The organism is Nocardioides sp. NPDC057577 (assembly GCF_042801335.1).
GTDB lineage: Bacteria > Actinomycetota > Actinomycetes > Propionibacteriales > Nocardioidaceae > Nocardioides.
Window position 1 is genome coordinate 1 of record NZ_JBHVGB010000053.1, and the last position, 23,533, is coordinate 23,533.

Below are 23,533 nucleotides of genomic sequence, written 5' to 3' on the forward strand. Positions count from 1 at the left end.
GACCTCGAGAATCAGGCCTTGTCGGCCGGAACCGCTTCGGCAGCCGGGTCGGCGCCGTTGCTGCTGCTGTGGTCGTCCTCGACGACCGCGAGCGCGAAGTCGTCGCCGTGCTCGGTGACGCCGGTGATGACGGCCTGCTCGACCGCCTCCGCGGCGTACTGTCCACGCACGATCAGCGGATCATGGGCCAGGTCGCGCTGTAGCGAGACCGCCAGCCCGACCATGATCACCGCGAACGGCAGTGCGGCCACGATCGTGATCGTCTGCAGACCCGACAACGCATCCGCACCACCGGCGATCAGGCCCAGGATGGCCACGAGACCGGTCGCGACACCCCAGAAGACCACCGTCGGCCGGCTCGGCTCCTCGGAGCCGCGCTCGGAGAGGGTGCCCATCACGATCGAGGCCGCGTCGGCGCCGGAGACGAAGAAGATCGCCACCAGGACCATGACCAGGATGCTCATCACCGTGGCCAGCGGGAACTGGTCGAGCGTGGTGAACAGCTGCGACTCGACGCCGCCGAGACCGGCGATGTCGACGGTGCCGTCACGCTGCAGGTCGATGGCGGTGCCGCCCATGATGCAGAACCAGATCACGCTGACGGCGCTGGGGACCAGGAGCACGCCGGCGACGAACTGCCGGATGGTGCGACCACGCGAGATCCGCGCGATGAACATGCCGACGAACGGCGTCCAGGAGATCCACCAGGCCCAGTAGAAGACGGTCCAGGAGCCGAGCCAGGCGGAGGTCTCCTCGCCGCCGACACCGGTGCGGGCCGACATCTGAGCGAGGTCGCCGATGTAGGTGCCGAGCGAGGTCGGGATCAGGTCGAGGATGAAGACCGTCGGGCCGACCACGAAGAGGAACAGCGCCAGGAGCAGGGCCAGCACCATGTTGATGTTGGAGAGCCACTGGATGCCCTTGGCCACACCCGAGACCGCCGAGATCACGAAGCAGACCGTCAGGACCGCGATGATCCCGATGAGGACGTTGTTTCCGACCTCGCCGAGCCCGGCCACGATCTGCAGGCCGCTCTCGATCTGGATCGCGCCCGTGCCGAGCGAGGTGGCGGAGCCGAACAGGGTCGCGAAGATCGCGAAGATGTCGATCGCCTTGCCGGCTGGACCCTCGACGGTCTTCTTGCCGAGCAGCGGCGTGAAGGCCGAGGAGATCAGGCTGACGCGACCCTTGCGGTAGGCGCCATAGCCGATCGCCAGACCCACGACCGCGTAGATCGCCCACGGGTGCAGCGTCCAGTGGAACATCGTGGTCGCCATCGCGTGCTGGATGGCTTCGGGGTTGCCCGCCTCGCCGGTGCCCGGCGGCGGGGTGACGTAGTGCGAGATGGGCTCGCTGACGCCGTAGAACATCAGACCGATGCCCATTCCGGCGCTGAACATCATCGCGATCCAGGAGGCCGTGTTGAACTCCGGTTTCTCGTCGTCACGGCCCAAGGGGATGTTGCCGTACTTGCTGACGGCGAGCCAGACGATATAGATGACGAAGCCGCTGGCGGTCAGGACGAAGACCCAGCCGGCCTTGTCCAGCACCCAGGTGAGGGCGTCGCCGGCGACCTTGCCCATGCCGTCGGTGTTGATGAAGCCCCAGGCCATGAACGCGATGGCGATGGCCGCCGCGACGCCGAAGACTACCCAGTCGATTCCCTTGCGTTGGTCCTGTTCGCTCGAGATCGGCAGGTCCAGCGCGGGGTGGGGGACGACTTCACCGGTAGGGGACTTGATGAGGCCAGAGGGGATGTGATTTTCGGAATGTTTCGGACTGTCTGTCTTCTTCTCAGAAGTCACACTGTTGTCCTTCCGGTTGGGTTCGGGACCACAGCACCCTAACGCGCACCGTCTTTGCTTTACGTTCACCGGGGGACCTCGGCCGACCTGCCGAGGGTGACTTCTGGCCGGACCGTGTCCGGTCGGTGCGCGTGTTGTTCCGCCTTCGTGGCCGTGCTACGCCGCCCCTTCGACCTAAGTTCGGCGGACATATTGTGGCTCGACCGTGACCATTGCGGTGCCGGGAGAACCACCCGCGAGCTACTGCTGGGGTTGGCCGAGGTGTGACTCGGGCCTGAGGCCGGCGGCGAGACCGTCGCCGGTAGTGGCCCGGGCTAGGGCGCGACCCAGCGCCGGTGCCTGCTTGAAGAGGTTGTGACCGGCGACGAAGAGGACCTGATCTGCCTCCCAGGCGGCCACGCCGTCCTCGCTCCACGGGAGGTCGGTCACCCAGCAGTGGACGAACTCTCGCGGCTCGGGGTCGAGGCCGGGCAGCGCTCGTGCCACGTACTCACGCGCGCGTTCGTCCAGGGATCGAACCGCCGCCGGGTCGATGAACGTCCCGTCGTCGCGGACGCCGACACTCTCACTGAGCCCCAGCGCATAGCGGCCGTTGCCCGGCAGCGGCGTCGCGTAGACGCCGACCTCGCCGAAGTCGCCGCTGCCGTCCTGCAGGCAGGCCACCCGTTCCGGGGCGGCGCCCTTCACGGCGAAAGTCAGCCGTACGTGGGCGGCGAGGCGGACAGGGAGGGAGAGGCCGACGCTCCGCGCCAGGCGGGCGGTCTCGCGCCCGGCGCACACGACCACCTTCGAGTAGACGGCACGCTCGGTGACACTGCGCACCTCGACCGTTCCGTTGTCGCGGGGCTCGATCGCGATGACCTCGCCGGTCACCACGGCGTCCCCGAGCTGATCCGTGAGCGCCTTGATGGCAGCGCGCGTACGGATCGCGCCACCCGCCTCGTCGAGCACCGCCGGGCCGGAGTACCCGGCGAGCAGCGGCATCCGCTCGGAGAGCTCGTCGGAGTCGATCGCACGCGCGGCCACGCCACCGACACGGTCGAGCACACGAAGCCGCGCGAGCGCGTTCTCACCGATCGCCACCACCCCGTCTGAGGAGACCAGCTCGACGTCGAACCGTTCGGCCCACTCGGCCCACACGCCACGGCTCTCGCGCGCGAACGCGACGAGCCGCGGGTCGTCGTGCGCATGCCGGAAGATCCGCGACTCGCCCGCGGACTGGCCGTGACCGGGCAGACCGGTCTCGTACAGCCGCACTCCGACGCCCTGCTCACGTAACGCGTAGGCAGTCGAGAGGCCGACGATGCCGCCGCCGATCACCGCAACTTCAGGCGAACCCGTCATCGGGCCGCGCGTGCTGCGCCGAGCTCGGCCACGAGCGCGTCACAGAACGCGGGCAGGTCATCGGGTGAACGGCTGGTGATCACGTTGCCGTCGACCACCACTTCCCGATCGACGACTTCCGCGCCGGCATTGCGCAGGTCGGTACGGATGCTCGGGTAGGACGTCAGGGTCCGACCCCTGACCACGCCGGCCTCGATCAACGTCCAGGGCCCGTGACAGACGGCAGCGACCGGCTTTCCGCTGTCCACGAAGTCACGTACGAAGGCGACGGCGTCGGCGTCCACCCGCAGCTGGTCAGGGTTCACCGTGCCGCCGGGGAGCAGCAACGCGTCGTAGGCGGCCACGGTGGCGTCCGCCACCAGACCGTCGACGGGGAAGGTCCCCGCCGGGTTCAGATCGTTCTCACGCGCCCGGATCTCCTCATCGTGGACCGACAGCAGCGTGGTCTGGGCGCCGGCAGCGTTCAGGGCCTCGCGGGGTTGCTCGAGCTCGACGCGTTCCACGCCGTCCGCGGCGAGGATGGCGACCTTCTTGCCGTGCAGTGCCTGGGTCATGAGAACCTCCAGATCGATACGGTCTGATCTCCTCCGCCGACCCTGGTACCCGGGCCCACCGTGTTCATGCTCCACCGCCACATCGCGGAAATATTGCGGCTCTACCGTTGATCTCATGCGCTACCGGCAGAGTCTCCACGGGCACGGCTTCGAGTTCGACGGCCTGGTCGAGGTGATGGCGCGGGCGACGCCCCTGCGCTCCGGCGACGTCCTGGCCGGCTGCGCCGCGCGGTCCGACACCGAGCGGGTCGCGGCGCGGATGGTGCTGGCCGATCTCCCGCTCAGCATCTTCCTCGAGGAGCAGGTGGTCCCGGCCGAGTCCGACGAGGTCACCCGGCTGATCCTGGAGACGCACGACAAGGACGCCTTCGCCCAGGTCAGCGACCTCACCGTGGGTGCCTTCCGGGAGTGGCTGCTCGACGCCGCCGCCCGTCGCGACACCGCGGCCCTGACCGCCATCGCGCCCGGGCTGACCCCGGAGATGGTGGCGGCGGTCTCCAAGATCATGCGCAACCAGGACCTGATCGCGGTGGCCGCGGCCACCGAGGTGGTGACCCGGTTCCGCACCACGATGGGCCTGCGGGGGAGGTTGTCCACCCGGCTGCAGCCCAACCACCCCACCGACGATCCGGGAGCGATCGCGGCCTCGATCCTCGACGGCCTGCTCCTGGGTTCTGGCGATGCGCTGATCGGCATCAACCCGGCGTCCGACAACCCGCGTACGGTCGCCGACCTGCTCCGGCTCGTCGACGAGGTGCGCCTGCGCTACGAGATCCCCACGCAGAGCTGCGTCCTGACCCACGTCACCACGACGATCGACCTGATCGAGGCGGGGCTGCCGGTCGACCTGCCGTTCCAGTCGATCGGCGGCACCCAGGGCGCCAACGAGGGCTTCGGGGTGACCTTGGCGATGCTGGCGGAGGCCGACGAGGCCGCCCGGTCGCTGGATCGGGGCACCGTCGGGAACGACGTGATGTACTTCGAGACCGGTCAGGGCTCGGCGCTCTCCACCGGCGCCCACCTCGGTAGCGGCGGCAGGCCGGTCGACCAGCAGACCCTGGAGGCCCGGGCATACGGGGTGGCGCGGGCGTTCAAGCCGTTCCTGGTCAACACGGTGGTCGGCTTCATCGGTCCCGAGTACCTCTACGACGGCAAGCAGATCATCCGGGCGGGGCTCGAGGACCACTTCTGCGGCAAGCTGCTGGGCGTCCCGATGGGCGTCGACGTCTGCTACACCAACCACGCCGAGGCCGACTCCGACGACATGGACAACCTGCTCACCCTGCTCGGCGTCGCCGGCTGCACCTACGTGATGGCCGTCCCGGGCGCCGACGACGTCATGCTCGGCTACCAGTCGACCTCCTTCCACGACGCCCTCTACGCCCGCCAGGTCCTCGGCAAGCGCCCCGCCCCGGAGCTCGAGGAATGGCTGGCCGCGGCCGGCCTGCTCGACGCCGACGGTTCCGTACGTGACATCGACCCGGCCACCACATTGCTGAAGGAGCTGGCCCGGTGAGTGACTTCTGGGAGCCGTTGCGCCGGGCCACGCCGGCGCGGATCGGCCTCGGCCGGGCCGGCAACGCCGTCCCGACCTCCGAGGTCCTCGCCTTCGGCGCCGCGCACGCGGCCGCACGGGACGCGGTCCATCTCCCGCTCGACGTCGATGCCCTCGTCGAGCGCCTGACCGACCTCGACCTCGGTACGCCACGCGTGGTCGCCTCCGCGGCACCTGACCGCGCCACATACCTCACCCGGCCCGACCTCGGCCGGATTCCGGAGGCGGGCGGGCTGGACCTCCCGGAGGAGACTCCCGACCTCGCGATCGTGATCGCCGACGGACTCTCCGCCGAGGCGGTCGCGAAGCACGCGGTGCCGCTCCTGGAGCACCTGCTCCCGCTGCTCGACAGCGCCACGACCGTCGCCGCACCGGTGGTCGCCACCCAGGCCCGGGTGGCGCTGGGCGACCACATCGGGAAGGCGCTCGGCGCACGCCTGGTCCTGGTGCTGATCGGCGAGCGGCCCGGGCTCTCCTCCAGCGACTCGCTGGGGGCCTACCTCACCTGGGACCCGCGGCCGGGCGTGCTCGACTCGGCCCGCAACTGCATCTCCAACATCCGGCCGCCCCACGGTCTGGACCATGCAACCGCGGCGCGCACCATCGTGACCCTTCTGGCAGGCGCCCGCGAGCTCGGCGCGACCGGCGTGGCGCTCAAGGACGGATCTTTCACAGGGCCGTTACCTGGCGCGACCGCAGCCGCCACGGACGATTCCTAGCCTCACGATCTCCACCCCCACGAGATCCGGAGGCGTGCCATGCCCGAGGCACACGAAACCATCGAGCCGGTCCAGCTCGACGACGAAGCACATCTGGCCAGGCTCGGCTACAAGCAGGAGCTGGCCCGCACCTGGTCGGGGTTCTCGAACTTCGCCATCTCGTTCTCGATCATCTCGATCCTCGCCGGCTGCTTCACCACGTTCGGACAGGCCTGGAACAACGGCGGTCCGGTGGCCATCTCGTGGGGCTGGCCGATCATCGCGGGCCTCATCCTGATCATCGGCTTCACGATGTCCGAGCTGGTCTCGGCGTACCCGACCTCGGGCGGCATCTACTGGTGGGCGGCCAAGCTCGGCGGACCCGCCGCGGGCTTCTTCACCGGGTGGCTCAACCTGATCGGGCTGCTCGCGGTGACCGCGAGCGTGGCGTACGGTGCCGCCACCTTCCTCGACCTGACCCTCTCGACCCTGAGCCAGGGCTGGGCGGAGGGCTACTCCCTGGGCCGTGTCTACCTGATCTTCCTGGTCATCCTGGTGCTGGCCGCGCTCGCCAACATCTTCTCCAGCCACCTGCTGGCCGTCATCAACAACATCTCGGTGTGGTGGCACGTCGCCGGTGCAGCGGTCGTGGTCCTGGTGCTGGTCATCGTCCCCGACCACCACCAGAGCATCAGTTATGTCTTCACCGAGCGGATCAACAACTCCGGCTACGCCGACGCGAAGTACTGGTTCCTGGTGCTCCCGCTCGGGTTCCTGCTGACGCAGTACACGATCACCGGCTTCGACGCCTCCGCACACCTCTCCGAGGAGACCCAGGGTGCCGCCGACGGCGCCGCCAAGGGGATCTGGCGCTCGATCTTCTACTCCGCGGTCGGCGGGTACGTCCTGCTGCTCGCGTTCGTCTTCGCCGTGCAGGACCCCGAGGGCGTGAGCGCGGGCGGCGGCGCGGTCGACGTGATCTTCGGCCAGGCGCTGCCCACCTCCTGGCACTTCGTGGTGCTGCTGATCTCCACCGCCGGGCAGCTCTTCTGCACCACCGCCTGCCTGACCAGCGCCTCCCGGATGACGTACGCCTTCGCTCGCGACGGCGCGGTCCCGGGCTCGTCGCTGTGGGCGAAGGTCAACGAGACCAGGAAGGTCCCGGTCAACGCGGTGCTCCTGGTCGCGGTCGTCGGAGCGGTCATCACCCTCCCCGCGCTGTGGGGCGTGGGGGGCATCCCGCTGGCCTTCTACGCGATCACCTCGGTCGCGGTGATCGGCCTCTACCTCGCCTTCGCGATCCCGATCTTCCTGCGCTGGAAGGCCGGGGACTCCTTCGAGACCGGGCAGTGGACCCTGGGCCGGCACTACAAGTGGCTCAACCTGGTCGCCGTCGCCGAGATCGCGGTCATCTCGGTCTACTTCATCCTGCCGTTCGTGCCGTCCGGCTGGATCACCAGCGACGACTTCTCCTGGAAGTCGGTCAACTACGCGCCGGTCCTCACCATCGGCTCGCTGATCGTGCTCGCCCTGTGGTGGAGGCTCTCGGCGCGGACGTGGTTCAAGGGTCCGAAGACAACCCTCGACTGAGCCGGGCTCAGACGCCGTACGCAGCCAGCCAGCGCTCGATCTCGGCGTAGGCCTGCTTGCGGACCTCGGGGCGGGACAGGATGACGTCGTGCTTCGCCCCGGGGACCGCGATGTAGGTGACGTGGCTGCCGATCGCGGTCGACCAGCGGCGGATCTGGCGCACGTCGAGGACGATGTCGGTCGAGTGGACGAGCTCGCCCATCGCCTTCGGCTTGCTGGAGCGGTCCGAGGAGAGGACCAGCACGGGTGCCTTCACGTTCAGGCCCCGGTGGAGCCGGGAGTGGCCGTCGCGGATCGCCTTGAGCCAGCCGAGCCGGATCGGGTAGGAGCCGACCGGCTTGAGGCCGAGGTCGAACTCCCACTCGCCGTCGTGCTCGACGTGGAGCGACATGGTGTAGAAGCCGCTGACGTCGCGGCCGAGCTCGCGCATCGGGGCCCGGTGGCCGACCCGGCGCACGACCGGGGTGGCGACCTCGCGCAGCAGGAACGAGCCCTGCAGGTCGAGCCACGGCGAGTTGAGCACCATCCCGGCCAGGGCGTCGGGCTGCCGGTCGTCGGCCCACAGCGAGACCGTCAGTCCGCCGGTGGAGTGGGCGCTGAGCATGACCTTGGAGTGGCCGTCGCGCTCGGTGATCCGCTCCCAGGCCGCGTCGATCTCGTCGAAGTACTCAGCCAGATCACCGACGTACGTCCCCGACTGGTGCTCACGCAGCGAGCGACCGTACTTGCGCAGGTCGAGGCCGTAGAAGTCGTAGCCGCGCGCGGTCCACCACTCGGCGTACTCCTTCTGGAAGAAGTAGTCGGAGAACCCGTGGACGTAGAGGACAGCACCCTTGGCGTCGCCGTCGGCCGGCCGCTTGACGAGCGTGGCCACGACGGTGCCCTCGAAGTCGTCCGCGAGCTCGATGGTCTCCACGGTGTAGGGGTCACCGAGTACGTCGATCGTCATGAACGCATCCTCTCACCAGGCTGTGCGTTACCAGAAGGCAGGAACCAGGCCCCAACGTCCGTAGACGGTGGTCACGATCTCCTTCAGCCGCTCGGAGTCGGGGATCGCGTCGGGGTCGAGCGCCCGGATGCCGAAGGTGCAGGTCGCTCCGACCTCGCTCCACCACGACGTGACGCCCCCACGCATCCGGCGCAGCTCGCCCCGGGTCGCGCCGAGCGCCAGCGCGCGGAAGAGGATCGAGTCGGCAGCCACGCCGAACGGCGCCACGAAGTCGGGGTCGGGCCGGCCCAGGTTGGAGGCGAGACCAAGCGGCGTGACGACCCCCTTGAGCAGCGGCTTGGCGAGCTTGTCCGGGATCATCTGCGCCAGCGGTGCGATGTGCGCGATCGGGTCGGGGCGGGTGCCCTTGAAGAGAGCCGAGAACTCCTTCTTCGAGCGCTCCCGGATGTGGGCGAGATCGGTGACCCGGCCGACGCCGTCGCGCAGCTCGGTCTCGACCGCTATCGAGACGCCCGAGGTGGCGTTGGAGCGCAGGTCGCCCTCGCCGCGCATCGAGACGGGCAGCGACATCTTGACCGGCTCGCCGGGGCGTACGATCCCGGCCTCGAGGAGCACCTCCACCGAGATCGCGACCTGCAGCGCGTTGGAGGTGCCACCGGCCCGCTCCACGGCCGCGTTCCACTCCTCGGCGGGGCAGTCGGCGCCGGCGAAGGCGACCTCCTGGACGACGTCGTCGTCGGGCTGCGGGGCGGGCAGCGGCCGCTTCTCGGAGGACTGGGCCTCCAGCACGGGGGGCTTCCCGGCCGTCCGGGCCGCCCGAAGGCCGCGAGCGGCGGCGCGGGCCATCGTGCGCGCGTCGCGCCGATCGTCCTTCCGGGTGCCCTCGGCCTCCGCTTCAGTCATGGGGAGGCGGGGCAGGGGCTGGCGGCGTACGGCCGCGATCAGCGCACCGAGCTTCATCCCGCCGTCGCAGACGATGTGGGAGGCGTTGTAGGTCACGACCGTGCCGCCGTCGGTGGTGTGCGCCATGAAGAACGCCCACAGCGGTCCCGCGACCGGGTCGAACGGCACCTCGTCGGCGGTGGTGTCGAGCCAGGCCATGACCTGGTCGGGCTTGATCCGGTCGGGGTGCAGACGGACCGGTTCGGCCGTCGTCGCCGGCACCCAGCGCGAGCGCGCGCCGAGGGCGCGGGGGCGCACCACCAGCCGGTTGAGCGGGCCCTTGGCGAGCTCGTCGACAACCTCCTGGACGGCCTCCACCGGGATCTCCTCCGGGAACCTCCAGGCACTCTGGGCGACCACCGGGACCCCGATCACGGTCGCGGTCCGGAGGAAGACCTCGTCGTCGTACGTCAGCCGGTTGGTCGGCTCGGGAGTGAACGGCGCCGGGCGGGCACCGAGGCTCGCGGGCGGCAGCATCACCACACCTCGACGCTCAGACCCCACGAGCCGAGCTCCTCGACCACCAGGTTCTCGAGGAAGTCCAGGTCAGGCACGCGGTCCGGCTCGGCTGCGACCAGGTTGAGCGTCGTCCGCGGCCCCGACTGGATGAGCCAGGAGATGATCCCGCCGCCGACGTCGTAGGCATCCTGGGCGGTGGCGTTCTGGTAGCCGGCGAGCCCGGCCACGAGGCGTACGTCCTCGCCCATCGCGTAGCGGTAGTCGTCGGGGAGCTGCGGCAGGTTGGAGGCCATGCACGCGGCCGCCGGCGGTTGCGGAAGCTTGTCGAGCACCGCGTCGGGGAGCATCTGCATCATCGCCAGCGGCACCGGGACCAGCCCCGGACCGGCCTGGCCGAGGCGGATGTAGGCGGCCTTGGAGAGCTTCTTGATCGCAGCGAGATCGCGCGCTTCCAGCACGTCGCGCGGCACTTCGACCATGGCCACGCGCGTCGAGTTGGAGCGTACGTCCCCGGGCTGGAAGTCGCTCATCGGCAGCGAGACCGGGACGTCGCCCCGGTCGACCGGCACGTGGTCGATGCGGACGAGCAGGTCGGCGACCACGTTGATGAACCAGGCGTTGGTCGAGCCGCCGTGCTCGGCAGCGATCTTCGTCATCGCCTCGGTGTCGAACTCGGCGATCATCCGCGGCATCCGCCAGGTCTCGGGCGCCGGGTTCGGGGTGGCCTCCGGGTAGACCCGCGGTGCCTTGGTGGCCAGGGCGGCGGTGCCGTCCTTCTTCGCCTGACGACGGGCCTTGGTCCAGTCGCGGACGGCGCGCCATTGCGCTCGACTGTCGGCGGCCTCGGCACGGACGCGGGTCCAGCCCTTGGCGGGCGCGGGCGGGAGCCGCAGCGGCTCGCCGCGAGAGGCCCTCGACACGGCGTCGAGGACGGAGCCACCGTCGCCGACGGCGTGGGCGAGCAGCATCGAGACGACCGAGGTGCCGTCGTCGAGGTTGATCGCGGTCAGCCGGTAGGTCAGGCCCTCGTGCGGGTCGAGGTGGTCGCTGTGACGCTCCTGGAGCCAGCCGGTGATCTCGGCGACGGGGAGGACCTCGTCGTAGAGCTCGATCGACGGGTCGCGGTCGGAGTTGGTCCACAGGTCGCGAGCGCCCGGGAACTTCGCCCGGTGCAGCAGTCGCGACAGCCCGCCCTCGGCCAGGCCGGCAGCGATGTAGCGCAGCCGCTCGGCGTCGTAGGGACTGTTCATCCGCCAGATCCACTGGTTGGCGATCGGACTTCCGAGACCGCGATGACGGCGGGCGAAGAGATCGTCGGCGAACTGCAGGCGACCGGAGTTGTCGATCGGCGCACGGGTGGCAGCGGGCATGGGGGAGTCCTCGAGATAGGGCGGGCGGCCAAGAGGGAGGAGTCAAGCGGAGTCGATACCGCATGTAAACCCCCAGGGGCAATTTGGTTGGTGTGGGAATTACCACGTCCAGGGGTGCTCGAAACCGAGGGCGGACCTGTGTGCACAATAGGCCGCGACGTGGGACGACATCGCTGTCGTCCCAGGCAGTACGCCTTCTCGGGCTACGGCGTTCTTGAGGTTCGTTCGGGTCCCTGAGATGGCGTTGTGCTGCACATGAGCCCCCACCTCAGAGAGGAACTCCACCTCCGATGGAGTACACCGAGCTGTCCGCGTACGACGTACCCCCGGGCGAGGTGACCGCGTGGATTCCGACCGCGGAGCCGAGCGCTTGGGTCGACGACGACCGCCGACTGTCCCACAATCACGAGCTGCACCTCGACACCGCCGAGGCGGGCTCCTGGATCGGCTCGATCATGCGGGTGCACGGGCGGCTCGACGAGACGGCGCTCGGCCTCGCCCTCCGGGCCTGGATCGGTCGCCACGAGGCGTTGCGCGGGACCGTCGAGGAGACGCCGACCGGCCGGCAGCGTCGTGCGGTCGCCCCCGCGGACGTGTCGGTGACCACGACCGTTCTCGGCCGGTTCGACGGCGAGGACGCCCGGGGCTGTGTCTCGGACTTCCTCGCCGACCACATCGACCCCTCGGCCTGGCCCTACGTCGTCTTCGCGACGGTGGCCGACGCCGACGGATTCACCCTGGTCTTCGGCGCCGACCACGGTGTCATGGACGCCTACTCCCAGCTGCTCTGGTTCGAGGAGATCGCCTCGCTCTACGAGCGGGCGCTGGCCGGCGAGCCGTTCGCGGAGCTGGCCGCTGCCACCACCGGCAGCCACATCGACCACGCCGCCGCGGAGCGGATCACCGGCGACGCGATGTCGCTGGAGAGCGAGTCCGTGCAGGTCTGGCGCGACTGGCTGACTCGTCCTGACGGTCGGCTGCGGTTCGCCGACTTCCCGGTCACGGGCATCACCGACGTACCGGCCTCGGCTGAGCCCCTGCCGCAGGCCAGCCTGTCGCAGTGGCTCGGCGACCCCCGCCAGGCCCGGGTCCTGGGCGAGCTGTGCAAGAGCGCCGGCGTCTCCTTCCAGGCCGGGATGATGGGCGCGATGGCGTACGTCCTGCGGGCCCGGTACGGCGTGGAGCGGATGCGTTTCGTGGCGCCCATGCACACCCGCTACACCGCCGAGCACGCCGCGGCTGTCGGTTGGTACGTCGGCCTCGTCCCGGTCACCCTCGACATCTCCGGGGCGTCGACGCTGCCCGAGGTCGCGGCCCGGGTCCAGGCCGCGCTCGCTGAGACGAAGCCGCTGGTCCCGCAGCCTTTCGCGCGGGTCGCGGACCTCCTGGGCGTCGACGATGCACCCCATTTCGTGGTCACCTTCGTCGACACCCGCTTCATCCCCGGCGCCGAGCGCTGGAGCTCCTGGGACGCCCGTACGCTGCGTGCCCCCGTCCGCGCCGACGACGAGGTCTATCTCTGGCTCGTGCGTGATCGGGACGGTCTCAACGTCTCGACGCGCTACCCGGAGACCGTCGCCGCCGAGCGGGTCGTGCGCGACCTGATCGGCGGGATGAGCTCGCTCTTCGAGGAGATCGCGCGTCCCTTGGCCGGCGACCTGGAGGGGACCGCATGAGGATCGGGGCGCTCGCCGAGCTTTCTCCGGCGCCGGGCCGGGTGGTGGTGCTGCGACCGACGGCGCAGTGTCAGACGGCGGCCGACGCAGCGCCGGTCTCGCCCGGGGCACCCTCGTTCCTGCAGGCCGACCACCTCAACGCCTATCGGGCCAAGGTCGCCGCCGGCGGGGTGCACCGGGCCTGGACCGGCACCGCGGGGGAGTTCTCCGCCGCCTTCTCGGCCCCGGCCTACGTCGAGGCGCTGACCTCGTTCGTGAGGCGCCACGAGGGGCTGCGGACCTGGTTCGACCTCACCGGCGATGCGCCGGCCCGGCACCTCGTACCGGCCGAGGCGGTCGCCTTCGAGGCCGTCGAGGTCGAGGCGCCGGCCGACTGGTCCGGCGGCTGGCAGGACCTCCTCGTCAGCCTGTGGGACGAGCAGTGCCGTCCCGACTCCTGGACCCCGTTCCTGCTCGGCGCGATCGTGCGCGAGGACGGCTTCAGCTACTTCTGGGGTTGCGACCACGCCTTCACCGACGGCGCCTCGCAGCTGATGGTCCCGGCCGAGCTCGGCGCCGCCTATGCCGCGGCCCTGGGAGCCCCGTCGCCGCAGCTGCCGGTGGCCGACAGCTTCGTGACGTACGCAGCCGCCGAACAGCAGCTGGCCGCCGAGTGCGACGCGGAGACACCGGCAGTCCGCGAGTGGGCCGACATCGTCTCCCGCCACGACGGGCGGCTGCCGCGGTTCCCGGTCGACCTCGGGCTGGCCGCGGGCGAGACCGCGCCGGTCCGGATCCGGCGGTGGACCGCTCTCGAGGGCGAGGCGGTGGAGGCGCTCGAGTCGGTGTGCCGTGCCGCCGGCGGGCGGTTCACCAGCGGCGTCTTCGCGCTGCTGGCCCACGCCGAGCAGCGACTGACCGGCGCCTCCGACTATCTGGGCATCACCGTGCTGGGCACCCGGTCGCCGCAGACCGCGATGTCGCACGGCTGGTTCTGCAACTTCGCTCCCGTCTCGATGCCGGTGGGGGAGACCTTCGCCGAGACCGTGCTCGGCGCGGAGAAGGCCTTCGGCGTTGCTCGTGAGCTGGCCAGGACCCCGGTCCACGTGCCGCTCGGCGCGATGGTCGCCGGCGGGGTGCTCGCACCGACCGAGCTGGCGAGCCCGCAGATGGTCTCCTACCTGGACGTACGCAAGTTCCCCGGCGCCGGGACCACTCCCTTCGACACCGGGCTGCACTTCACCGGCGAGGGCCGCACCGCCAACGCGAGCCTGTGGGTCAACCGCTTCGAGGACCGCTTCGAGCTGGCCACGCAGAGCCCCGACACCGAGCAGGGCGGACGGGCCGTGGCGACCTTCTTCGCGGCCGTCCACGACGTTATCGCCGGTCTCGGCCTGTCGGTGCGTCCGGTCGATGCCGAAGCGATCATCGGGACCGGACATGCTGGTCACGACCGCTGACCTGTGGGCGCCGCGGCCGGGCACGCTGCTCCGCTGGGACCTCGCCGCGCCCGGTCGTGGTGCGCCCGCTGAGCTCTCGCTCAACCAGCGCAACCACCTCGCCGGCGCGACGGCCGGGGCACCGACCGTCTGGCTGGCGGCCGCCTTCGACGTCGAGGGGCCCATCGAGCCGGTCGCGCTCTCGCGCACCTGGCGCGCCTTCCTCGCCCGCCACGGCAGCCTGCAGCTCGAGGTCGTCGCCGGGTCCGAGGGACCGCGGGCTCTCCGCCACCACCCCGGCACGCTGACCTGGTCGGTCGCCACCGTCGGTCACACCAGCACCGTCGAGGAGACCCGCGCCGCACTGCACGCCGCCCTCGACGAACGGTGCGGCCCCTTCGCCTACCCGGCCTTCCTACCGGCCGCGATCTCCCGCCCCGACCGATCCACGATCGTCCTCGGCATGGACCACCTGCACTGCGACGCGCACTCGGTCGCCGTCGCGGTCGACGAGCTCGCCCACCTCTACGCCGCCTTCACCGAGAGCGGCGAGGAGCCGTCGCTGCCGCCGGTGACGTCGTTCCTCGACGCCGTCGCCGAGGGGGACGACGGTCCCGCCTGGGTAGCCGCCGACGACCCGCTGCTCCGTGGCTGGAGCGAGTTCCTGAGCGGTCGCGACCACCGGCTGCCGGCCTTCCCGCTCCCGCTCGGCCTCGAGCCGGGGGAGCGGGCCACCCAGGCCACCGCCGTCGCTCCGCTGGCCGACGCCGCCCTGATGGAGCGCATCGGCACCCGCGCCCGCAACAGCGGCGCATCGACGTACGCCGCCGTGCTGGCCGCCCTCGCCACCGCGATCTCGGACCTCGGCGGCGGAGACCGGCTGGACACGATGGCGCCGGTCTCCACCCGCTCCGCGGAGGCGCTGACCCGCTCGATCGGCTGGTACACCACCACCGTCCCGCTCACCGTCCCCGCCTCGCTCACCGACCTGGGTCTGGCCGAGGCCGGCGACGCGGTCCGTCAGGGCGTACGCCTCGGGTCGGTGCCGCTCGACCAGGTCCTCGGCTCGCTCACCGAGCCGCTGGTGCAGACCCGCAGCGACGTCTTCGTCGTCTCCTGGGTCGACTACCGCCACGTCCCCGGCGGCTCGGCCCACCTCGACCTCGACGCCCAGCACATCTCGGCCTCCACCCAGGCAGACGACGTCCAGATCTGGTTCGCCCGGACCCATACCGGCCTCGCCGTCCGTGTCCGCTACCCCGACACCACGGTCGCCGCAGCCTCCGTCGCCGCACTTCTTGACCGCCTGCGCCACACCCTCGAAGACCTCTCCCGCCAGCCCGACGCCCTCACCATCCTCCGCATCGACTCCTGAATCAGCTAGTGCCGGCGATTGGCGGCAACTATCGTGAGGCAGATGGCCGCCGAACGCGTAGACCCCTGATGCCGTCCTACGTCGCCCTCCTGCGAGGCATCAACGTCGGTGGACGGAATCCGGTCGCGATGCAGGCGCTGGCCGCCTGCTTCCTCGACGCCGGCTACGCGAACGTACGCACGCACCTGCAGAGCGGAAACGTCTTGTTCGACGCCGCGCTCTCGGACGCAGCCGCGTTGGAGACCGCGCTCGACGACCTGCTCGCGGCCGCGTTCGAGGTGGCGATCCCGACGGTGGTGCGATCCCGCGACGAGCTCGCCGACACCATCGCATCCGCCCCAGCGGACCACGGCTCGCCCGATCTGCGCAGCGACGTGTTCTTCCTGAAGCGGCCGCTGACCGTCGAGGCTGCGATGGGCCAGGTACCCGAGCTGCGGGAGGGCGTCGACTCGATCGCCCCGGGCCCCGGCGCTCTCTACTTCTCCCGGGTCGAAGACCGGGCGACGAAGACCCGGATCACCAAGTTCATGAGCATGCCTGTGTTCCAGCAGATGACCGTGCGGACCTGGCGCACCACCACGCGTCTGCTCCAGATGCTCGACGAGTAGCCGCTCAGCTTCAGCGCGAGTAGAGCTGCCGGATGACGTCCTCGATGTCGGGCTCGTGGATGGAGAGGTCGGCGACGTCGTACGCCGCGGCGACCTGCGCCACCAGCGGTGCGGCGGAGGCGCCGGCGGGGAAGGCGAGCCACTGGCGAGGGCCTTCGACCTTGACGACCGTGGCGCCGTCGATGTCGATCGGAGAGGCCTCGTCGACGAGGTCGACGACGAGGGTGCGAGAGGCGTCGCCGTTGGCTCGCAGGGAGGGCAGCGGGCCGTCGAAGACGGCTGTGCCGTGGTCGATGACGATGACCCGGTCGCAGAGCGCCTCGATGTCCTGCAGGTCGTGCGTGGTGAGCATCAGCGTGGTGCCGCGCTCGCGGTTGAGGGCGCGTAGGAACTCCCGCAGGCGTCCCTTGGAGATCACGTCGAGGCCGATCGTGGGCTCATCGAGGTAGAGGATCTCGGGGTCGTGAAGCAGGGCGGCGGCGATGTCGCCCCGCATCCGCTGCCCCAAGGAGAGCTGCCGCACCGGGGTGTCCATCAGGTCACCGAGGTCGAGCAGGGCGACGTGGTCGTCCAGGTTGCGGTGGAAGGTCTGGTCACCGATCCGGTAGATCCGTCGCAGCAGCTCGAAGGAGTCGCGCAGCGGCAGGTCCCACCACAGCGACGTACGCTGCCCGAAGACCACCCCGATCCGCCGGGCGAGCTCCCGGCGCTGGCGGGAGGGCTCCAGCCCGGCCACCCGCGCCGACCCGCCGGAGGGCACCAGGATGCCGGTGAGCATCTTGATGGTCGTCGACTTCCCGGCGCCGTTCGGGCCGATGTAGCCGACCATCTCACCGGCATCGATCTCGAACGAGAGGTCGTGAACGGCCTGTTTCACCACCGACGTACGTCTCAGACGACCCGTTCTCTTGCGGATCGTGAACTCGCGGGACAGGTCCCGCACCTCGATCAGCGACACATCAGCTCCCAGTCGATCGGTAGTGGCGAAGCCCCTGGCGCCACACCAGCGTGGTCACGCCGACCAGCGCCAGCGCGGCCAGGGGAGAGGCGAAGCGGAACCAGTCCGGGGCGCCGAACGGGTCGTGGAGGCCGAGCAGGAACAGGCAGGGGTACCAGTTCACGAACGCCAGCGGCAGCAGGTAGGTCAGCGACCGGACGACCTCGCGCGGGAAGATCGTCATCGGGTACTGCATGATCGTGTTCCCGCCGTAGGTGAAGGCGTTGGCGAACTCGGAGGCGTCCAGGGTCCAGAACTGGATCGTCGAGAACGTCACGAACACGCAGAAGTAGATGACCACGCCCGAGACCAGCGCCATCACGAGCACCGCCAGCCGCTGCGGGGTCCACTCGACGGTCGGCGCGGCCCACGCGAACACCGCGACGGCCTGGGCGATCTGGCCGAGCCGGCGCAGTTCGAACCGGTCGGCGCACAGCTGCACCAGCACCGGGACCGGCTTGGTCATCATCGCGTCCAGCTCCCCGGTGCGTACCTTCTGACCGATCCTCTCCACGCTCCCGACCAGCATGTCGGCGACGCGGAACGCGATCGAGGTGACCCCGTAGAGCAGCGCGATCTCGCGCAGGGTGAAGCCGCCGTAGGAGTCGATGTGGCTGAACATCAGCCAGATCGCCACGAAGTCGAGGAAGGTGATCAGCACCCCGCCGACGGTCATCGTCCAGAACGAGACCGGATAGGCCATCGCCGCCCGGATCCACAGCAGCGCGATCAGCCAGTAGGAGCGCACCGCATGAGCGACCTCAACCACCCTGGACCACCACCTTGCGGGTCGCCGCGCGCAGCACCAGCGCGCACGTCGCCAGCAGGACGACCGCCCACAGAATCTGCAGCCCGATCGCGGCGAGCATGTCGAGCCCGGTGTGGCGGCCCAGCCAGATGTCGGCCGGGGTCTGGATGTAGGAGGCGAACGGCAGCGCCAGTGCGACCTGGCGCAGGCCGTCGGGGAAGAGGTTGAGCGGCAGTGTCAGCCCGCTGAAGAAGGTGGCCAGCACGCTCAGCAGGACCCGTGGGCCGGTCGCGTCCAGGAGCCAGAACGCGCTGGCGGCGAAGAGGAACCGGACGGCGAAGCTGACCACCACCGCGAGCGTGACGCTGACCAGGAACCCGACCGCACCGGCAGGGGAGGGCATGACCAGCCCGAAGAGCAGCGCGCCGACGATCGTCGGGGCCACGCCCCGGGTCGCGAAGTGGTAGAGCGCTCGGCCGAGGTCGGCGGCGAGATACCAGCCGAGCACGCTGACGGGACGGTAGAGGTCGACGGCGATGTCGCCGTTGCGGATCCGCTCGGCCAGGTCGTCGGTCGATCCGCCGTTCCACAGCGCGATGGTCATCAGCAGCGCCTGCCCGATCCAGACGAAGGTCACCGCCTGGTCGGCCTGGTAGCCTCCGGCCGACGGATTCTGCTCCCACAGCGCCAGGTAGGCGAAGCTGAGGATGATGCCGAAGACCGAGTTGGTGAAGATCCCGGCGAGCGTCGCCACGGTGTAGGTCGAGTAGCGGCGGAAGGACCTGGTCGCGATCGCGGCGTACAGACTCATCTGTGCATGCAGCGCCCCGGACACCTGACGTACGTTGGCACAACAGGGCCTGCGAACGCCAAGGGGTTTTCCTGGAATAAGGTTGATCCAGCAACTGTTTGCCGAGTAGTTCGGATTTCAACTATCGTGGAAGAGTCCACGAAAGGGGCAGGGAACCATGGGTATGCAGTTCGGCATCTTCACCGTCGGTGACGTCACGATGGACCCGACGACCGGCAGGACCCCGACGGAGCACGAGCGCATCAAGGCGACCGTCGAGATCGCCAAGCACGCCGAGGAGGTGGGCCTGGACGTCTTCGCGACCGGTGAGCACCACAACCCGCCGTTCATCGCCTCCAACCCGACTGCGACGCTGGCCTACATCGGTGCCAAGACCGAGAACATCATCCTGAGCACGGCGACCACGCTGATCACCACCACCGACCCGGTGCTGATCGCGGAGGACTACGCCAAGATCCAGCACCTCACCGACGGTCGCGTCGACCTGATGATGGGCCGCGGCAACACCGGCCCGGTCTACCCCTGGTTCGGCAAGGACATCCGTCAGGGCATCAACCTGGCAGTCGAGAACTACGCCCTGCTGCGCCGGCTGTGGAGCGAGGACGTCGTCGACTGGTCCGGCCGGTTCCGTACGCCGCTGCAGGGCTACACCTCGACGCCGCGGCCGCTGGACGGCGTCGCGCCGTTCGTCTGGCACGGTTCGATCCGCTCGCCCGAGATCGCCGAGCAGGCTGCGTACTACGGCGACGGCTTCTTCCACAACCACATCTTCTGGCCGGCCTCGCACACCAAGCAGATGGTGCAGCTCTACCGGCAGCGCTTCGAGCACTACGGCCACGGCACCGCCGACCAGGCCATCGTCGGGCTGGGTGGGCAGTTCTTCATGCGGCCCAACTCCCAGGACGCGGTCGACGAGTTCCGGCCCTACTTCGACAACGCCCCGGTCTACGGCCACGGCCCCTCGCTGGAGGACTTCACCGAGGCCACCCCGCTGACCGTCGGTTCGCCGCAGCAGGTCATCGAGCGGACGCTCTCGTTCCACGAGTACGTCGGTGACTACCAGCGCCAGCTCTTCCTGCTCGACCACGCCGGGCTGCCGCTGAAGACGGTGCTGGAGCAGCTCGACCTCTACGGCGAGATCCTCCCGACCCTGCGCGCGGAGTTCGAGAAGCTGCGCAAGCCCGGCGTTCCGGACGCCCCGACCCACGCCTCCCTGGTGGCTGCTGCCGGGGGAGCGAAGGACTCGACCGTCTACGCCGAGGGCGACTCCGCCACCGGCTCGTCCGACCGCGACATCCACGACCCGGAGGTCGCCAAGGTCCTCGAGGGGGAGCTGTGACCCGGATCGTCGTGGTCTCCGCGGGGCTGTCGGTCCCGTCCTCGACCAAGCTGCTCGCCGACATGCTCGGCGACGCCACGGCCCGGGCCGTGCGGGCCCGGGGCGCGGAGGTCGACGTCGAGCACGTCGAGCTGCGCGGTCTGGCCCACGAGCTGACCGACAACCTGCTCACCGGCTTCGCCAAGCCGGCGCTGCAGTCGGCGATCGACCAGGTACGCCGTGCCGACGCCGTCATCGCGGTGACGCCCGTCTTCTCGGCCTCCTACTCGGGCCTGTTCAAGACGTTCTTCGACGTACTCGAGCAGGGCGTCCTCGACGCGAAGCCGGTGCTGATCGCCGCCACTGCCGGCACCGCCCGGCACTCGCTGGTGCTCGAGCACGCGCTGCGGCCGCTCTTCGCCTACCTGCACGCCGTGGTCGTCCCGACCGGGGTCTTCGCCGCCACCGAGGACTTCGCCGGTGGCCCGGAGCTGCCCAAGCGGGTCGACCGTGCCGCCACCGAGCTGGCCGCCCTGCTGGCAGTGGGCGGCGACCTGCCCTCCCCGGCGCCGCACCGGACGCTGGTGGAGGACGAGTTCGCCAACCCGACGTCCTTCGAGACACTGCTCAAGCGAGCCTCCGAAGGTCCGCCGGAGTACTGACCGCCCGGGGGCTTCGTTCGGCTGCCGATGCGAACACGGAGCCGAGATACCGGGGGTTTGCGAGGAAGTGCGACAGAATGCGTCTCGACCGCTACCCCCAGCACCGAGCGGAGCCGTTGTGCCCAGCTATGAGCCGAGCGTCGTCGTTGCCGACGCGTCGCCTCTCCTTCGTGCTGGACTCACGGCCCTGCTCGCGCGCGGTGGCTACCAGGTGGTCGCCGACGCCGGTGACGGCGAGGCGCTCGTCCAGGCCGCGACCGACACGCTGCCCACGTTGGTGGTCACCGACGCCCGGCTGGGTCCGGCCGACGAGGGGGTCAGAGCCGCGATCCGACTGCACGAGAAGGTGCCGGAGATGGGCATCGTGGTGCTCGCGGACTCGGTCGACACGGCGTACGCCGCTGCGGTCTTCGCCAGCGTCGGCACCGGCGGTCTCGGCTACCTGCGCAAGTCCCGCGTCCGCACCGTCCCGCACTTCCTCGACGTCGTCGGCCGGGTGGCGTCGGGTGAGGTCGTGGTCGACCCCGAGGTCATCTCGCGGATGGTCGAAGCGTCGCCCGATGCCGATCCCGAGGCGATGGCGAGGCTGACGACGAGGCAGAGCGAGGTGCTGGGCATGATCCAGGCCGGATTCCCCGAGCGCGCGATCATCAGCAGGTTCTTCAGCGGCAGGCGGCAGTTCGAGCTGTGTCTGAGCGAGATGTTCCTCGCCTTCGGCCTGCCCGGCGACGTCGAGCATCGCCGTACGCCGACGCTGCTGACCCACCTCGCGACCGGCTGACGACGGGAGCCCTGGGGCTCCCGCCGTCGGAGCTCAGTGCTGGTAGGTGCCCACCACGACGGCGCGGGCCAGGGCCTTGAAGGCCAGGTTGAAGGAGACCACCGCCGGGGTGACCTCGTCATCGACGCCCAGGGTCTCCTCGCCGACGGCGTGGACGACGAAGTAGTAGCGGTGGACCTGGTCGCCGGCCGGGGGAGCGGCGCCGCCGAACTCCTTGGTGCCGAAGTCGGACGCGACGTGGAACGCCTTGCCCGGGAGCTCGGCGGCACCGGCCCCGGCACCGGCCGGCAGCTCGGTCACGTCGGCGGGGACGTCGACCAGTGCCCAGTGCCAGAAGCCGCTGGGGGTGGGTGCGTCGGGGTCGAAGCAGGTGATGACGTACGACTTCGTCCCCGCGGGCGCGCCGCTCCAGCTGAGCTGCGGGGAGGTGTTGCCGCCGTCGTAGACCTGGTCCTGCTTCAGCGGCTGGCCGTCGGTCACGTCCTCGCTGGTCAGTGTGAAGGCGGGTAGGGCGGGCATGAGGGAGTAGGGATCCGGCTTCACCGGACGATCGAGTGCCATGCCCACCAACGTAGCCCACGTGGGTAGTCCGCGAATCGACCCGTTGTCAGGCCGCGGCCCGGTGTTGGGCGAGGATGTACCCATGAGTTCTGAGCATGCCGTTCCCTATCCCGCCGGTCTCATCCTGGAGGGACGCAGGGTGGTCGTCGTGGGTGGTGGCCGGGTGGCGCAACGGCGCGTGCCTGCGCTGATCGCCGCGGGGGCGCGGGTCGAGGTCGTCTCGCCGTCGCTGACCCCCGCCCTGGAGGGGCTGCTCGGCTCGGGCGAGATCACCTGGCACCAGGCCCGCTTCGCGGCCGACGTGCTCGACGGCGCCTGGTACGTCATCGCCGCGACCCAGAACGCCGACGTCAACGAGGAGGTCTCGGCCGCCGCGGAGGAGCGACGGATCTTCTGCGTACGCTCCGACGACGGCACCCAGGCCACCGCCTGGACCCCGGCGACAGGACACGACGGCGACCTGACCGTCGCCGTGCTGGCCAACCGTGACCCGCGGCGCTCCGCGGGCGTGCGCGACCGGATCCTCGACGGGCTGCGCTCCGGTGACCTGATCGCTCCGCACGAGCGTCAGCGCGTGCCCGGAGTGACCCTGATCGGTGGCGGACCGGGTGACCCCGGGCTGATCTCGGTCGCCGGCCGCAAGGCGCTGATGGAGGCCGACATCGTCGTCGCCGACCGGCTGGCGCCTCGCGAGCTGCTCTCCGAGCTGCCCGCCGACGTCGAGCTGGTCGACGTCGCCAAGCTCCCCCGCGGCCGCTCGGCCCAGCAGGAGGAGATCAACCGGATCATCGTCGAGGCGGCCCTGGAGGGGAAGGCGGTCGCGCGCTTCAAGGGCGGTGACAACTTCATCTTCGGCCGCGGGTTCGAGGAGGTGCTGGCGTGTCGTGAGGCGGGCGTGCCGGTCCACGTCATCCCCGGTCTGACCTCGCCGGTGACGGTGCCCGGCGTCGCCGGGATCCCGGTGACCCACCGCGGCGTCGCGCACGAGTTCACGGTCATCTCCGGCCACGTCCCGCCGGGCGACCCCACGTCCCTGACCAACTGGTCCGCCGTCGCCGGCCTGGGTGGCACCCTGGTCCTTCTCATGGCCGTCCAGAACGCGCCAGCGATCGCGACGGCTCTTCTCGATGGTGGCCGCGAGCCCGGAACCCCCGTCGCGGTCATCTGCGACGGCACGATGCCCACGGAGCGTACGGTCCTGGCGACCCTCGAGAGCCTCGAGAAGACCCTGGCCGACGAGAACGTCCAGCCCCCGGCGATCATCGTCGTCGGCGAGGTCGTGCGCGTCGCCCACCCGGACGCGTTCTGACTC

General features: G+C 70.2%; 21 protein-coding genes. 11 read left to right on the top strand and 10 right to left on the bottom strand.

Translation table 11 applies throughout. The features are described from left to right. Positions 1-11 precede the first annotated feature (11 nt). From ACFU7D_RS13040 to ACFU7D_RS13050, 3 genes are all read right to left on the bottom strand, one after another. Complete coding sequence (locus ACFU7D_RS13040) at positions 12-1,805, bottom strand: BCCT family transporter (RefSeq protein WP_378867617.1); 1,794 nt, start codon at positions 1,803-1,805, stop codon at positions 12-14. Between the two features lie 240 nt (positions 1,806-2,045). Beyond that, positions 2,046-3,149, bottom strand: a complete 1,104-nt coding sequence (locus tag ACFU7D_RS13045) for an NAD(P)/FAD-dependent oxidoreductase (RefSeq protein ID WP_378867619.1) — start codon at positions 3,147-3,149, stop codon at positions 2,046-2,048. Further along, entirely contained in the window at positions 3,146-3,703 is a 558-nt protein-coding gene (locus ACFU7D_RS13050; protein WP_378867621.1) for a type 1 glutamine amidotransferase domain-containing protein, read from the bottom strand. Before ACFU7D_RS13050 ends, ACFU7D_RS13045 begins: the two co-directional genes overlap by 4 nt. Positions 3,704-3,818: 115 nt before the next feature. Here ACFU7D_RS13050 and ACFU7D_RS13055 point away from each other — a divergent pair, with 115 nt between their 5' ends. The 3 genes from ACFU7D_RS13055 to ACFU7D_RS13065 are packed head-to-tail and all read left to right on the top strand — an operon-like array spanning position 3,819 to position 7,546. Further along, complete coding sequence (locus ACFU7D_RS13055; RefSeq protein WP_378867623.1) at positions 3,819-5,219, top strand: ethanolamine ammonia-lyase subunit EutB; 1,401 nt, start codon at positions 3,819-3,821, stop codon at positions 5,217-5,219. Then, the gene (gene eutC / locus ACFU7D_RS13060) at positions 5,216-5,977 is read left to right on the top strand and encodes an ethanolamine ammonia-lyase subunit EutC (RefSeq protein WP_378867624.1); all 762 of its coding nucleotides are present in this window, start codon (positions 5,216-5,218) and stop codon (positions 5,975-5,977) included. The genes ACFU7D_RS13055 and eutC overlap by 4 nt, the downstream gene beginning before the upstream one ends. Positions 5,978-6,016: 39 nt before the next feature. Then, positions 6,017-7,546 (top strand): amino acid permease, encoded by a 1,530-nt coding sequence (locus ACFU7D_RS13065; RefSeq protein ID WP_378867626.1) that lies wholly within the window; start codon positions 6,017-6,019, stop codon positions 7,544-7,546. Between the two features lie 7 nt (positions 7,547-7,553). Here the strand turns inward: ACFU7D_RS13065 and ACFU7D_RS13070 are convergent, their stop codons facing one another. From ACFU7D_RS13070 to ACFU7D_RS13080, 3 genes are read right to left on the bottom strand one after another with little or no spacing between them, the layout of a single operon-like run. Beyond that, entirely contained in the window at positions 7,554-8,495 is a 942-nt protein-coding gene (locus tag ACFU7D_RS13070) for an alpha/beta hydrolase (RefSeq protein ID WP_378729287.1), read from the bottom strand. A 27-nt stretch (positions 8,496-8,522) separates the two neighbouring features. Continuing rightward, the gene (locus tag ACFU7D_RS13075) at positions 8,523-9,914 is read right to left on the bottom strand and encodes a hypothetical protein (RefSeq protein ID WP_378867628.1); all 1,392 of its coding nucleotides are present in this window, start codon (positions 9,912-9,914) and stop codon (positions 8,523-8,525) included. Then, positions 9,914-11,266 (bottom strand): hypothetical protein, encoded by a 1,353-nt coding sequence (locus tag ACFU7D_RS13080; protein WP_378867630.1) that lies wholly within the window; start codon positions 11,264-11,266, stop codon positions 9,914-9,916. The genes ACFU7D_RS13075 and ACFU7D_RS13080 overlap by 1 nt, the downstream gene beginning before the upstream one ends. A gap of 290 nt (positions 11,267-11,556) precedes the next feature. On the opposite strand from ACFU7D_RS13080, the gene ACFU7D_RS13085 reads away from it, so the two are divergent. From ACFU7D_RS13085 to ACFU7D_RS13100, 4 genes are all read left to right on the top strand, one after another. Next, positions 11,557-12,942, top strand: a complete 1,386-nt coding sequence (locus tag ACFU7D_RS13085; RefSeq protein WP_378867632.1) for a condensation domain-containing protein — start codon at positions 11,557-11,559, stop codon at positions 12,940-12,942. After that, entirely contained in the window at positions 12,939-14,381 is a 1,443-nt protein-coding gene (locus tag ACFU7D_RS13090; RefSeq protein WP_378867634.1) for a condensation domain-containing protein, read from the top strand. Before ACFU7D_RS13085 ends, ACFU7D_RS13090 begins: the two co-directional genes overlap by 4 nt. Then, the gene (locus ACFU7D_RS13095; RefSeq protein ID WP_378867636.1) at positions 14,362-15,735 is read left to right on the top strand and encodes a condensation domain-containing protein; all 1,374 of its coding nucleotides are present in this window, start codon (positions 14,362-14,364) and stop codon (positions 15,733-15,735) included. Before ACFU7D_RS13090 ends, ACFU7D_RS13095 begins: the two co-directional genes overlap by 20 nt. 68 nt (positions 15,736-15,803) lie before the next feature. After that, positions 15,804-16,343 carry a DUF1697 domain-containing protein gene (locus tag ACFU7D_RS13100; RefSeq protein ID WP_378867637.1) on the top strand — a complete coding sequence of 180 codons (540 nt, stop codon included), beginning with the start codon at positions 15,804-15,806 and terminating at the stop codon, positions 16,341-16,343. Between the two features lie 10 nt (positions 16,344-16,353). Here ACFU7D_RS13100 and ACFU7D_RS13105 read toward each other — a convergent pair whose 3' ends face one another. Genes ACFU7D_RS13105 through ACFU7D_RS13115 form a run of 3 tightly spaced genes read right to left on the bottom strand, consistent with a single transcriptional unit; the run spans position 16,354 to position 18,899 of the window. Then, positions 16,354-17,301, bottom strand: coding sequence for an ATP-binding cassette domain-containing protein (locus tag ACFU7D_RS13105; protein WP_378867639.1), 948 nt, complete (start codon positions 17,299-17,301; stop codon positions 16,354-16,356). A gap of 1 nt (position 17,302) precedes the next feature. After that, the gene (locus ACFU7D_RS13110; protein WP_378867641.1) at positions 17,303-18,109 is read right to left on the bottom strand and encodes an ABC transporter permease; all 807 of its coding nucleotides are present in this window, start codon (positions 18,107-18,109) and stop codon (positions 17,303-17,305) included. Beyond that, entirely contained in the window at positions 18,102-18,899 is a 798-nt protein-coding gene (locus tag ACFU7D_RS13115; RefSeq protein ID WP_378867643.1) for an ABC transporter permease, read from the bottom strand. Before ACFU7D_RS13115 ends, ACFU7D_RS13110 begins: the two co-directional genes overlap by 8 nt. A gap of 163 nt (positions 18,900-19,062) precedes the next feature. Here ACFU7D_RS13115 and ACFU7D_RS13120 point away from each other — a divergent pair, with 163 nt between their 5' ends. From ACFU7D_RS13120 to ACFU7D_RS13130, 3 genes are all read left to right on the top strand, one after another. Next, complete coding sequence (locus ACFU7D_RS13120) at positions 19,063-20,238, top strand: LLM class flavin-dependent oxidoreductase (protein WP_378867671.1); 1,176 nt, start codon at positions 19,063-19,065, stop codon at positions 20,236-20,238. Then, a complete protein-coding gene (locus ACFU7D_RS13125) occupies positions 20,235-20,879 on the top strand; it encodes an FMN reductase (protein WP_378867645.1) in 645 nt (214 codons plus the stop codon). Before ACFU7D_RS13120 ends, ACFU7D_RS13125 begins: the two co-directional genes overlap by 4 nt. A 118-nt stretch (positions 20,880-20,997) precedes the next feature. Then, the gene (locus tag ACFU7D_RS13130) at positions 20,998-21,660 is read left to right on the top strand and encodes a response regulator (protein ID WP_378867647.1); all 663 of its coding nucleotides are present in this window, start codon (positions 20,998-21,000) and stop codon (positions 21,658-21,660) included. Between the two features lie 33 nt (positions 21,661-21,693). Here the strand turns inward: ACFU7D_RS13130 and ACFU7D_RS13135 are convergent, their stop codons facing one another. Then, positions 21,694-22,221 (bottom strand): YbhB/YbcL family Raf kinase inhibitor-like protein, encoded by a 528-nt coding sequence (locus ACFU7D_RS13135; protein ID WP_378867649.1) that lies wholly within the window; start codon positions 22,219-22,221, stop codon positions 21,694-21,696. 82 nt (positions 22,222-22,303) lie between these two features. On the opposite strand from ACFU7D_RS13135, the gene cobA reads away from it, so the two are divergent. Then, on the top strand, positions 22,304-23,530 hold the full coding sequence (gene cobA, locus ACFU7D_RS13140) for a uroporphyrinogen-III C-methyltransferase (protein ID WP_378867651.1): 1,227 nt from the start codon (positions 22,304-22,306) through the stop codon (positions 23,528-23,530). The last annotated feature ends 3 nt before the right edge of the window (positions 23,531-23,533 follow it).